We start from the raw sequence: 12,089 nt of genomic DNA on the forward strand, positions 1-12,089 counted from the left end.
AGTTACGGGCTCCCTCAGACCTCGTAGGGCTGGACGACGATGAAGTTGCCGGGCGCACCGCGGAACTGGAGGTTCACGGTCTCCCCGGAGTGGCCCGGATAGGCGTGCCGGCGCAGGCTCACCTGGCTGGAGATGATCACCTGCGAGGCGGCGGACCAGGCCACGATGGCGTTGGAGTCGGCGAAGGTGGTCGGCGTGACCGGCAGCACGACCGGGGTGCCCTGGGTTTTGACGACGAGGGTGCCGGTTCCCTGGAACTGCATGGTGAACAGGGCGCCACCGGGGATGCCGTGGCCCTCGATCCGGCGGACCTCGTGCTGCAGCGACTCGTCGAAGGCGAGGACGGACTCGGCCGACACGCAGATGGCGTCGCCCTGCAGCTCGATGGGGTGCACATGGGCGCCGTTCTCCGCGAAGAAGACCTGGCCCTGGCCGGTGCAGCGCATCAGCTGCATCTCCTGGCCGGTGGCGTTGCCGACGATCCGGCCGCGGAAGCCGGCACCCTTGTAGCCGAAGTCGACCTTGCCCTGGTACAGCACCATGCTGCCCTGGCGGGCGAGCACCGGCTGGCCGTCGACACCGAGGTCGACGCGGATCAGCTTGCTGTTCTGCGGTGCCCAGCGCTGGCCCGTGGGGGCTTCCTTGTACTTGTCCAGTACGACGCCGAGTCCGGGGCCGCCGCCCTGGGGGACCGCGGCCTGGCCGCCGGGGTAGGGGGCGCCCGGAGGCTGCTGTCCCGGCTGGCCGTACGGGGCGGGCTGGCCCGGGAACTGGCCGGGCTGGCCATAAGGGGGTGCCTGCGGGGCCTGCTGGCCGGGGAAGCCGCCGGGCGCGGGCTGCGGCTGGCCGTACGGCTCCTGACCGGGCGCCGGATGGCCGTAGGGGGCGGGCGGCTGCTGACCGGGCGGCGCCACCGGGCCGGGGGGCGGGGCGAGCGGTGCGGCGATCGTGGGCGCGCTGTGCACCTGCGGGGCGGCGGGCGGCGGGGCCTGCGGCGCGGGGGCCTGCGGGGGCGCTCCCTGCGGCAGGCCGAACTCCGGCGCGGGCTGCGGCGGTACGGGCGCGGCGGCGGGCGCCGCGAAGGAGGGGGCGGGGGCGGCCGGCCCGGACGGCGGCGCGAAACCGGGCACACCCTGGGCCGGGGCGGGCGGCTCGGGCTGCGCCTCGGCCTCCTCGGCGACCTCGCCGCCGAAGTTCTTCAGCAGCGCCTCCAGACCGCCGTCGAACCCCTGGCCGACCGCGGCGAACCGCCAGACGTCCTTGAGGTAGAAGTCGCCGAGCATGACGGCGCGTTCCGTGCTGAACTCGCTGCCGGTGAAGGAGTAGCGGGCGACCTCTTCGCCGCCGGCCACGATCCGGAGGTAGCCGGGGCCGATCTGCGAGACCTGGCCCGCGCCGTCCAGCGCGGCGGTGAAGGAGAGCTTCTGGATGTGCGGCGGGATCTTGTCGAGGGTGACCCGGAAGGACTCGCTGTCGCCGGCCTGTGCGCCGAGCAGCTGGATCGACTCCTCGGGCGACTTGGGCTGGTTGAAGAAGATGAAGTACCGGTCGTCGGAGAGCCGCTCGTCGGCGTCCAGTCCGAAGCAGCTGATGTCGAAGGTCAGGCCGGGTCCGGCGATCTGCACGCCGACGTACAGATCCGTTCCCGCCGTCAGATCACCGATCTTGGCCTTGTGGCCCCGCTGGAATTCCCTGGCCATACGTAACGCCCGTCCCCCGCTCCCGCTGTGAGTTCGTCTGCGTCGCCAGGCTATCCGCTGGCACCGACACCGAGCGATGGCGGGGCGCACCGGATATTCCGCGGGTCGCCGCTATTCGGTGCGGGCGGCGGGCAGATGGGGCAGCCGGTCGGCCGCGACCACTCCTTCCAGGTAGCCGCGGGCCCGTTCGGTACGGGGGTAGGACTCCAGCAGGCGCCAGAACCGGGGGCCGTGGCCAGGGACGAGCAGATGGGCGAGCTCGTGCAGCAGGACGTAGTCGATGACGTACTCCGGCATGCCCTGGAGGCGGTGCGAGAGGCGGATGCTGCCCTCGGCCGGGGTGCACGATCCCCAGCGGGTGTTCTGGTTGGTGACCCAGCGCACCGACGCGGGCCGGGCCCGGCCGCCGAGGAACTGCTCCGACAGCCGCTCGGCGCGTTCGGCCAGCTCGCCGTCGCCGAGCATCCGCTTGCTCTCCTGAGCGGCGAGCCTGTCGAGCATGACGGTCACCCAGCGCTGCTCCTCGGCCTCGGACATACGGGCCGGAATCAGGACGACCGTGCGATCTCCCTCGCGGTACGCGGAGACCGTTCTGCGCCGCCGCGAGCTGCGGCGCACCTCGACCGCGCTGGTGCCCGACCCGCGGGCCTTCGGGCTCGGAGCAACCCTGCGCGATGTGTCGGCGGCGCGGCGCAGGGGTGTCTCCCCTGAACCGTGTACGGGAGGGTCGGCGGGCACGCGCCCGACGTTACCCGCTGGCCCTGCGGGAAGTCCCGCCCCGCGAGTGGTTCGCCGCTGAACCACTCCATGCGCGGACCGTTTGTACGACTAATACCTCCGCTGCCTGTGGATAACTTCGGCCCCGATCCGCCGCAGGGCGCATGCTGAAGGCCGGACGACGAAGGACGGGGGCGGATGCCATGCATCCGATGCTCAAGCCCGCGCTGCGGCGCGGGTGGCAGAACAGGGAAACGGTGCGGTTCGGGGTGGCTCCGGCCCATGCGATGGTGCTCGGTCCGCTCGATATCGCGACCGGCAGCTTCCTGTCGCTGATCGACGGCACCCGCACCATGCGGCAACTGGTCGCGGAGGCCGCGGCACTGGACCTGCCGCCCGAGCACGCGCGGGGAGTGGTGGACCGGCTCGCCGCCGCCGGGTTGCTGGAGGCATCCACCGCGGGCGGCCCGGCGGCCGATGCCGTACGGGCCGACCACCCCGCCTTCGAGCAGCTCCGGCCCGACCTGGCCTCCCTCTCGGTGCAGCATCGGGAACCGGCCGGAGCGCTGGGCCGGATGGGAGCACGCCGGGCGGTCCGAGCCCGGGTCAAAGGCGTGGGGCGGGTGGGCGCGGCGGTCGCGGCGCTGCTGTCGGCCTCGGGGATCGGCCGGGTGGAGGTGTTCGACGGCGGCAAGGTCACACCCGGGGACGTGGCGCCCGGCGGGCTGCCGGCCGAGCGCATCGGTGAGCCGCGCAAGGAGGCCGCCGAGCGGCTGGTCCAGCAGTCCTCCCCCTGGAGCCGCCGGCCCCGTCCGCGGGTCCCGGTCAGCGAATCCGGCGAGCCCGGACTGTCCCTGGTGGTGCTCGCCCCGCGCGACGGACTCGGCGCGTACGCCCCCGACCCGGTGCTGTCCGAACCGCTGCTCACGGCCGGAATCCCGCATCTTTACGCGGGGGTGATCGAGGGCACGGGTGTGGTGGGTCCGTTGGTGCTGCCCGGTGGTTCGGCCTGCGCCGGCTGCGACGAGCTGCGCCGCACGGACGCGGAGCCGGCCTGGCCGCGGCTGCTGGCGCAGTGGCGGTCCGGGCGCGCGTCGCCCGCGGTGCCGGCTTGCGACGCGGCGCTGGCGTCCGCGGTCGCGGGGCTGGCCGCCGTCCAGGCGCTGACCTTCCTCGACGGTGAACTCCCGCCGTGCACAGGGGCGCGGATGGAGCTCGCGCTGCCGTGTGCGAGCGTGCGCACGGTGCGGATCGAGGCGCATCCGGAGTGCGGGTGCGGCGCTGCCGCTTCGCCGACTGCGGCGGGCACCTCGGATCCTCGGCGATGACACGCCACAATGACGGAGTAACCCCGGTTGGGGGACAGTGTGAGTTGGAGGGGCGCATGTCTGATCTTCCCCGCAAGGCGGTCACCCGCACCGCCAAGCTGGCCGCGCTGCCACTGGGGTTCGCCGGCCGTGCCACCTGGGGCCTGGGCAAGCGGATCGGCGGCAGATCCGCCGAGATCGTCGGCCGGGAGCTCCAACAGCGCACCGCGGAACAGCTCTTCAAGGTGCTCGGTGAGCTCAAGGGCGGAGCGATGAAGTTCGGGCAGGCGCTGTCCGTCTTCGAGTCGGCGCTGCCGGAGGAGATCGCCGGTCCGTACCGCGCCGCGCTGACGAAGCTTCAGGAGGCGGCGCCGCCGATGCCGACGAGCACGGTGCACTCCGTCCTCGCGGAGCAGCTCGGCGAGGACTGGCGGGAGCTGTTCGAGGAGTTCGAGGACAAGCCGGCCGCGGCGGCCTCGATCGGGCAGGTGCACCGGGCGGTCTGGCACGACGGCCGCGAGGTGGCGGTCAAGGTGCAGTATCCGGGGGCGGGCCAGGCCCTGCTGTCGGATCTGGCACAGCTGAGCCGCTTCGCCCGGCTGCTGGGGCCGCTGATCCCCGGTATGGACATCAAGCCGCTGATCACCGAGCTGCGCGACCGGGTCTCGGAGGAGCTGGACTACTCCCTGGAGGCGCAGGCCCAGCGGACGCACGCCGAGGAGTTCGCCGACGATCCGGACGTGGTGGTGCCGGCCGTGGTGCACCAGTGCGACCAGGTGCTGGTGACGGAGTGGATGGAGGGGGTGCCGCTGTCCGAGGTGATCTCGGACGGCACCGAAGAGCAGCGGGACCGGGCCGGCCAGCTCCTGGCCCGCTTCCTGTTCTCCGGTCCGGCGCGCACCGGCCTGCTGCACGCCGACCCGCATCCGGGCAACTTCCGGCTGCTGGCCGGGGATTTCCCGGACGGGCCCGCCGAGCAGTGGCGCCTGGGCGTGCTGGACTTCGGCACCGTCGACCGGCTGCCCGACGGGCTGCCGCCGACGATCGGCGCCTCACTGCGGATGACGCTGGGCGGCGAGGCGGACGCGGTCTATCAGCAGCTGTGCCAGGAGGGCTTCGTCAAGGAGTCCATCGAGCTGGATCCGGACGCGGTACTGGAGTATCTGCTGCCGATCATCGAGCCCGCCCAGGTGGACGCGTTCACCTTCACCCGGAGCTGGATGCGCCAGCAGGCGGCCCGGGTCGGCGATCCCCGCTCCCCCGCACACCAGTTGGGCAAGCGGCTCAACCTGCCGCCCGCGTATCTGCTGATCCACCGAGTCACCCTGAGCACGATCGGGGTGCTGTGCCAGCTGGGCGCGACGGTACGGCTGCGCGACGAGCTGGAGGCATGGATGCCCGGCTTCGTGGAGGACGAGGAACCGCCGGCGCCGGACGTCACCGAGGAGGCCGTCGAGGAGACCCCGGCCTGAGCCCGCCGGACGGGTCGGGTCTCACCACCAGCTCGAATCCAGGCGCCCCTCGATCGCCCGGATGTGCTCCCGTGCGCACTTGTCACAGAAGTAGCGGCGCTCGCCGTTCTCCACGGAGCAGGTCCAGGTCGGCGGAGCGCCCTCGGCGACCGCGTCACAGCCGGCGCACACCGTGTGCCCGTCGGCCAACTCCGCCTGTTCATGCGTCTTCCGGTCCACCATCCGACGATATCCCCGTCAACCCCGCGAAGCCGGATACAACGCACCGCGGGGCCCGCCCTCTCGGACGGACCCCGCGGTGGAGGGGGGCGGTGTCAGAGCACCGCCTTACTGCATCACGGCCATGGCCAGGGCACGGCGGGCCCGGAGCGACGCGCGCTCGGCCCGCCGCTGCATACGCCGCGCGGCGGCGAGCCGATGAGCCCTGCGTTCGGACTCGGCTTCCCGCAGCCTTTCATGCATATGGGCACGGGCCAGGGCTTCTGGGATGAGTTGCATGGCGAGGTTCCTGTTCTGACGCGACTCGATCACGTCGGCGTTCGCGGGGACGGGGGTGTCGGTGAAGGTGGGGTTCATCGTGAGGTCCTGCTTCTGGGGATCCCGTGTGAGGGGACGGTCGATCGTTCCTGTTCCGATGGTGTTCATGCCGCGACCGGGTTCTTGCGCGGACGGCCACGCGGACGCTTCCGGGGCACCACGACGCCCTGGACGAAGAGTTCGCCACCCCAGACGCCCCACGGCTCACGGCGGTCCTTGGCACCGGCGAGGCATGCCTCACGGACCGGACAGGTCTGGCAGAGCGTCTTGGCGTACTCCACGTCGGCCGGGGACTCGGCGAAGAAGACCTCGGGGTCGTAGGTGCGGCACGGGACGGCAGCGCCGAGGCGGTCGATCTCGTCGTCGAGCTCGGTGAGGGGCAGCAAGGGGTTCTCCTGGGGGTCGGGCGGAGGGATCAGGTCGGTGGCTACGGACGGGGTGTGCGTCTGCAGTTGCACGGTGTGTGTTCCTCGTCTGTTTTGGCCCGGCTGGTGGCGGGCGCAATGGGCAAACAAAAGGGCCGCGGATCCCGGTGTGGGTTCCGCGGCCCTGGAAGGTGCCGACCTGATCTGCCGATCAGGCTGGATCTCTCCAGGGTTCGAGGCCGCGGTAGGCCCACATTTCATGCTGCGTCTGGTACTGCTTCCGGGATTCGGCACCATTGGCCGCCGCGATGGCAAAGGCATTCGCCTCAGCCGCCACTGCTACTGCCGCAGGTGCCTCGGTCGGTCGCGCGGTGCGCTCACTGCGCGTCAGCACAGCGAGGGACTCGGGGCGCGCGACCTCGGTACCGGACAGGCGGCCGAAGCCGGACAGACCGGTGCCAGGGAGCGAGGAGCCGAGCGTGCAGGTGGCGACGACCGAGAGATCGGTCATTTTGTTGGTCTCGATGAAGCTGATCACTGGGCTCGCCTCCTCTCGGCGTCTCGGTGGAACGGGAAGTCCCGTTCCAGGGTGTTCAAGTACAGCACGGATCCATCGGATCTCGGAAAGTTTCCGTTGTCTCCGTTGCTCCCGAAGGCTATGGGGATGCGCTCCGCGTGCGCAAACTATTTTTCCGACGAGTTTTCCGCGGGTCCTTCGGACGGGTCTCCCAAGGCTCCCATCAGCTCCTCGCCGGCGCAGATAGCCAGCACATCGCTGCCGTAGCGGTCGAACTTGCGCCGCCCCACCCCTGAGATGACCGCAAGCTCCGATTCGGTTCCCGGAACGGCCTCCGCGATCGCCATCAGGGTCTTGTCGGTGAAGACGCAGTAGGCGGGCTGCCGCGAGCGAGCGGCCTGCTCGGCCCGCCACTCGCACAGCCGCTCGTACAGCGCCTCGTCGAGCTCCGAGGGGCAGTCCTCACACCGCATCAGCTTCATCTCGCCGGCGTCCGTCAGCGTTCTGTTGCAGACCCGGCAGCGGGCCGGGCGGCGGTGCGCGGGGCGCTTGGCCACCGCGGCCGCCCCGTCGCCGCGCTCCACGCCGCCCGTGGCCGCGCCGGGTCTGCGGCGCCCCGCGACCGCCCCGGAACCCGGGCGCAGGCCCCGCAGGAAGCGGCTGGCGCTGCGCGAGGCCCGCCCGCCGGGAGAGCGCGCCAGCGACCAGGACAGCCCCAGATGCTGACGGGCGCGGGTCACGCCGACGTACAGCAGCCGGCGCTCCTCCTCGATCTGCTCATCGGTCCTGGCGTATGTGATCGGCATCATGCCGTCGGTAAGGCCCACAAGGAACACGGCGTCCCACTCCAGGCCCTTGGCGGCGTGCAGGGAGGCGAGTGTCACACCTTCCACCGTCGGGGCGTGCTGGGCGTTGGCCCGCTCGTCCAGCTCGGCGACCAGGTCGGCGAGCGTGGCCCCGGGCCGGGCCCCGGCGAAGTCCTCGGCGAGCCGGACGAGGGCCGCCAGGGACTCCCAGCGGTCCCGCGCCGCCCCCGAGCCGGCCGGCGGCTCGCCGGTCCAGCCCATGTCGCTGAGCACCGCCCGTACCTCGGACGGCAGATCCACCGCGCCGTCCAGCAGCGTGTCGTTGGCACCGAAGCGGGCGGCGCCGCGCAGCTTGATGCCGGCCTCGCGCACCTCGGGCCGTTCGAAGAACCGCTCCGCGCCCCGCAGCTGATACGGCACTCCGGCATCGGCCAGCGCCTGCTCGTAGACCTCGGACTGGGCGTTGACGCGGAAGAGCACCGCTATCTCGCTGGCCGGGACGCCGGAGGCGATCAGGTCCCGGATGCGGCGGGCGGTGCCCTCCGCCTCGGCGGGCTCGTCGGCGTACTCCGTGTACACCGGCTCGGGTCCGGCCGCGCGCTGCGAGACCAGCTCCAGGCGGTGCTCGGCGGCGCGCCCCTTGGCCTGGGAGAGCAGGCCGTTGGCGAGGTGCACGACCTGCGGGCTGGAGCGGTAGTCGCGGACGAGCTTGACGACCGTGGCGTTCGGATGGCGGGTGCGGAAGTTGAGGAGGTGGTCGGGGGTGGCGCCGGTGAAGCTGTAGATCGTCTGGCTGGCGTCGCCGACCACGCAGAGGCTGTCGCGGTCCCCCAGCCACAGCTCCAGCAGCCGCTGCTGGAGCGGGCTGACGTCCTGGTACTCGTCGACGACGAAGTGCTGGTACTGGGCACGGACCTGTTCGGCGATGTCATGCCGGTCCTGCAGCACGCCGACGGTGAGCAGCAGCACGTCCTCGAAGTCGATGGCGCCCCGGTCGCGCTTGAGCTGTTCGTACGTGCCGTAGATCTGCCCGATCTCGGCCGGGTCGCGAGGGGCCTCGCGGGCGGCCTTGGCGACCGCGGCCGGGTAGTCGGCCGGCACGGTCTGGGTGACCTTGGACCATTCGATCTCGGCGGTGACATCGCGCAGCTCGTTGCGGTCGAGCCGGACGCGGCAGCGGGCGGCCGCCTCGGACACGAGCTGGACCTTGCGCTCCAGCAGCCGCGGGACCTCACCCCCGACCGCCTTCGGCCAGAAGAACTGCAGCTGCCGCAGGGCCGCGGAGTGGAACGTCCGGGCCTGGACCCCGCCGGCGCCGAGCTGGCGCAGCCGGCCGCGCATCTCGCCGGCCGCGCGGGCCGTGAACGTGACCGCGAGCACACTCGCGGGCTGCAGGATCCCGGCCCGCACGCCGTACGCGATCCGATGGGTGATCGCCCGCGTCTTGCCCGTGCCGGCACCGGCCAGCACACACACCGGACCGTGCAGAGCCGTCGCGACCTCGCGCTGCTCGGGGTCGAGCCCGTCGAGCACCCCGTCGGCCGAATCAGGCACCGGCGGGAAGAGAGAGGAGTCCGTTGCTGCTGTCACCCCGCCATGCTGCCAGGTCCGCTGAGGCGCCCGGGACGCCTGTCCACAGCCGCGGGGCGCGGTCGTACCGGACGCGGCCGCTGTGGACGGCCGGCGACGCGCGCCGGCGGTATGCCGGAGACTGGCTGCGTCGGCGGTTCCGCGAGGACGGGAATTGCCGGGGCCCGATGTGCGTTGTGCTCCTTGGCCGCGCCGAGTGGGCGGTATGGATCACGACTTACGAAGGAGCGCGGGGCACATGGCGGGCACTGTGACGATGTACAGCACGACCTGGTGCGGTTACTGCCGTCGGCTGAAGAGCCAGATGGACCGTGAGGGAATCGCGTACACCGAGATCAACATCGAGCAGGACCCGGAGTCCGCGGCGTTCGTGGAGAAGGCCAACGGCGGCAACCAGACGGTGCCGACCGTGCTCTTCGCCGATGGTTCGACGCTGACCAACCCGTCCCTGGCGCAGGTCAAGCAGAAGGTGGGCGCGGCCTGAGGGCCGAGCGCGGCAGGTCCGGACGCACCGCGTAAGGACACGAACCGGGGCGCCGTCGGCATGAGCGCGGCCGGCTCGGTGTGAGTTCGCGCACAGGGCCGCCGGCCGGTCCCGGTGAGGGAGCCGGCCGGCGGCCTGTGCTCACGGCTTCGGCAGCGGCTTGCCGTACCAGAGCTCGATCAGGCGGGCGGCGATGGAGATGCCGTACGGCGGGAGGACCTCGCCGGACTCGAAGGCGGCGCGCAGGTCCTCGCGGGAGAACCAGCGGGCCTCCTCGATCTCCTCGCCGTCGACCTGGATCTCGCAGGACGTGGCGCGGGCCATGAAGCCCAGCATCAGGCTGGAGGGGAAGGGCCAGGGCTGGCTGGCGACGTACTCGACGTCGCCGATGACGACGCCCGCCTCCTCGAAGACCTCGCGGGCCACGGACTGCTCGATGGACTCGCCCGGCTCGACGAAGCCGGCGAGGGTGGAGAAACGCCCCTCGGGCCAGTGCACCTGGCGCCCCAGGAGCGCGCGGTCCTCCTCGTCGGTGACGAGCATGATCACGGCCGGATCGGTGCGCGGGTAGTGCTCGGCACCGCAGGCCGGGCAGCGGCGGATGTGGCCGGCGGCCGCGATGACGGTGCGCTCGCCGCAGCGCGAGCAGAAGCGGTGCAGACGCTGCCAGTTCTCCAGGGCGACGGCGTGGACGAGCAGACCGGCGTCCCGCGGGGACAGCAGCAGCCCGGCCTCGCGCAGGCCCGCCGGGCGCGCGGACTGGTCCATGCGGCCGGGCAGCGCGTCCTTCTGGAGGGCGAAGTAGCTGACCCCGTCGTCGTCGGTGCCGAGGTAGTAGCGGTGCGCCTCGGTCAGCGGCGCCTCGAAGGACGGCGTCATGATCAGTTCGGTGCGGCCGTCGGGGGTGTCGTCGATCAGCGCCTGGCCTCCGGACACCACGAAGACACGGGTCGTCGGGTGGCTCCAGGCCGCCGCCAGCCATGCCTCGTCCAGGCGGTGGTGGGCGGAGCGGTCGATTCCGCTCGGCGCGCTGAAGGTGATCGGCCGGGCGGTGGTCTGATCGGTCCAGGTGGTGGTCACTACTGTTTCCAACTCCCCCTATGGCGTGGGTGGTTGCTGCATACGGTCGCGGAGCGGTGCGGCGATGGGGGTGCCTCCCGTGCCCTCCAGGCTACGGGGCCGGCGCGGTCAGGCCGTGCGCCAGTTCTCCGCCAGGTCCCCCCACAGGTGGGCGGCGGTCTCGACGCCCTTCATCAGCAGATCGAGCTCGACCTTCTCGTTCGGCGCGTGCCAGCCGTCGGAGGGGACGGAGATGCCGAGGAAGAGGACCGGGACACCCAGGACGTCCTGGAGGTCGGCGGCAGGCCCCGAGCCGCCCTCACGGGTGAAGCGGATCTTCTGCTCGAAGGCGCGTCCCATGGCCCGGACGACGGACTGGAGCGCGGGGTGGTCGAGTGGGGTCAGGCAGGGGCGGGTGGCCCCCCAGAAGGTGATCTCGTGGCGGATGCCGGGCGGCAGCCGGTCGGCGACCCAGTCGCGCACGGACTGCTGGACGGCGGCGGCGTCCTGCCCCGCGACCAGCCGGAAGGAGAGCTTCAGCTGCGCGGAGGACGGGACGATGGTCTTGCCGCCGGGGCCCTGATAGCCGCCGCCGATGCCGTTGACCTCGGCGGTGGGGCGGGCCCAGATGCGCTCCAGGGTCGTACTGCCGGCCTCGCCGAGCGCGGCGTGGGAGTGCGCGGTGCGCAGCCACTCCGCCTCGTCGAAGGGCAGCTCGGCGAAGAGCTCGCGCTCGCGGTCGGTGAGCTCGATCACACCGTCGTAGAAGCCGGGCACGGCGACGCGGCGGTCGTCGTCGTGCAGCGCGGCGGCCAGCCGGGCGGCCTCGGTGGCGGGGTTGGGCACCGCGCCGCCGAACGAGCCGGAGTGGATGTCCTGGTCCGGGCCGTGGAGATCGATCTGGCAGTCCGTCAGTCCGCGCATGCCGGTGCAGACCGTGGGGGTGTCCCGGGACCACATGCCGGTGTCGGAGACGATCACCGCGTCGCAGGCGAGGCGGTCGGCCTGCTTGTCGATCAGGGCCGGGAAGTTCGGGGAGCCGGACTCCTCCTCCCCCTCGATCAGCAACTTGAGGTTGACGGCGGGGGCGGTGCGGCCGGTCGCGGCCAGATGCGCGCGCACGCCCAGGGTGTGGAAGAACACCTGGCCCTTGTCGTCGGCGGCGCCGCGGGCGTAGAGCCTGCCGTCGATGGTCTGCGGTGAAAAGGGGTCGGTGTGCCAGCCGTCCTCGCGGGCGGCGGGCTGGACGTCGTGGTGGCCGTAGACGAGCACGGTCGGCGCCGCGGGGTCGCCGGAGGGCCACTCGGCGAAGACCGCGGGCAGGCCGTCGGTCTCCCAGATCTCGGTGGTCGGGAAGCCGGTGTCGGTGAGCTTCGCGGCGAGCCATTCGGCGCTGCGCCGCACATCGCCGGCGCGCTCCGGGTCGGCGGACACCGAAGGGATCCGCAGCCAGTCGGCGAGGTCGTCGAGGAAGGCTTCGCGGTGGTCGGTGAGGTACGCGCGGACGGCGTTGTCCGGGGTTGTGCTCATACGGC

General features: G+C 72.1%; 12 protein-coding genes. 3 read left to right on the top strand and 9 right to left on the bottom strand.

What is annotated here, in order from left to right; all coding sequences use genetic code 11:
• Positions 1–14 precede the first annotated feature (14 nt).
• Complete coding sequence (locus tag ACZ4NB_RS10020; RefSeq protein ID WP_467659891.1) at positions 15–1,700, bottom strand: TerD family protein; 1,686 nt, start codon at positions 1,698–1,700, stop codon at positions 15–17.
• A 111-nt stretch (positions 1,701–1,811) separates the two neighbouring features.
• On the bottom strand, positions 1,812–2,438 hold the full coding sequence (locus tag ACZ4NB_RS10025) for a M48 metallopeptidase family protein (RefSeq protein ID WP_467659892.1): 627 nt from the start codon (positions 2,436–2,438) through the stop codon (positions 1,812–1,814).
• Between the two features lie 191 nt (positions 2,439–2,629).
• Between ACZ4NB_RS10025 and ACZ4NB_RS10030 the strand changes: the two genes are divergently transcribed.
• Together ACZ4NB_RS10030 and ACZ4NB_RS10035 are read left to right on the top strand one after the other, a co-directional pair.
• Complete coding sequence (locus ACZ4NB_RS10030) at positions 2,630–3,745, top strand: ThiF family adenylyltransferase (RefSeq protein ID WP_467660326.1); 1,116 nt, start codon at positions 2,630–2,632, stop codon at positions 3,743–3,745.
• 56 nt (positions 3,746–3,801) lie between these two features.
• Positions 3,802–5,196 carry an ABC1 kinase family protein gene (locus tag ACZ4NB_RS10035; protein WP_467659894.1) on the top strand — a complete coding sequence of 465 codons (1,395 nt, stop codon included), beginning with the start codon at positions 3,802–3,804 and terminating at the stop codon, positions 5,194–5,196.
• A gap of 21 nt (positions 5,197–5,217) precedes the next feature.
• Here the strand turns inward: ACZ4NB_RS10035 and ACZ4NB_RS10040 are convergent, their stop codons facing one another.
• The 5 genes from ACZ4NB_RS10040 to ACZ4NB_RS10060 form a co-directional block, all read right to left on the bottom strand.
• A complete protein-coding gene (locus ACZ4NB_RS10040) occupies positions 5,218–5,418 on the bottom strand; it encodes a hypothetical protein (protein ID WP_467659896.1) in 201 nt (66 codons plus the stop codon).
• 105 nt (positions 5,419–5,523) lie between these two features.
• Positions 5,524–5,841 (bottom strand): hypothetical protein, encoded by a 318-nt coding sequence (locus tag ACZ4NB_RS10045; RefSeq protein WP_467659898.1) that lies wholly within the window; start codon positions 5,839–5,841, stop codon positions 5,524–5,526.
• Positions 5,838–6,191: a WhiB family transcriptional regulator gene (locus ACZ4NB_RS10050; RefSeq protein WP_030081837.1), complete on the bottom strand. Its 354-nt coding sequence runs from the start codon at positions 6,189–6,191 to the stop codon at positions 5,838–5,840. Before ACZ4NB_RS10050 ends, ACZ4NB_RS10045 begins: the two co-directional genes overlap by 4 nt.
• Positions 6,192–6,309: 118 nt before the next feature.
• Complete coding sequence (locus tag ACZ4NB_RS10055) at positions 6,310–6,636, bottom strand: hypothetical protein (RefSeq protein WP_467659900.1); 327 nt, start codon at positions 6,634–6,636, stop codon at positions 6,310–6,312.
• A gap of 146 nt (positions 6,637–6,782) precedes the next feature.
• Positions 6,783–9,011: an ATP-dependent DNA helicase UvrD2 gene (locus tag ACZ4NB_RS10060; protein ID WP_467659902.1), complete on the bottom strand. Its 2,229-nt coding sequence runs from the start codon at positions 9,009–9,011 to the stop codon at positions 6,783–6,785.
• A 238-nt stretch (positions 9,012–9,249) separates the two neighbouring features.
• On the opposite strand from ACZ4NB_RS10060, the gene ACZ4NB_RS10065 reads away from it, so the two are divergent.
• The gene (locus ACZ4NB_RS10065; RefSeq protein ID WP_393489069.1) at positions 9,250–9,495 is read left to right on the top strand and encodes a mycoredoxin; all 246 of its coding nucleotides are present in this window, start codon (positions 9,250–9,252) and stop codon (positions 9,493–9,495) included.
• Between the two features lie 141 nt (positions 9,496–9,636).
• On the opposite strand, the gene nudC is transcribed toward ACZ4NB_RS10065, so the two are convergent.
• Positions 9,637–10,575, bottom strand: coding sequence for an NAD(+) diphosphatase (gene nudC / locus ACZ4NB_RS10070; protein WP_467659904.1), 939 nt, complete (start codon positions 10,573–10,575; stop codon positions 9,637–9,639).
• A 108-nt stretch (positions 10,576–10,683) separates the two neighbouring features.
• Positions 10,684–12,084: a dipeptidase gene (locus ACZ4NB_RS10075; protein WP_467659906.1), complete on the bottom strand. Its 1,401-nt coding sequence runs from the start codon at positions 12,082–12,084 to the stop codon at positions 10,684–10,686.
• Positions 12,085–12,089 lie beyond the last annotated feature (5 nt).

The sequence above is a fragment of the Streptomyces sp. NPDC026575 genome, assembly GCF_055567415.1.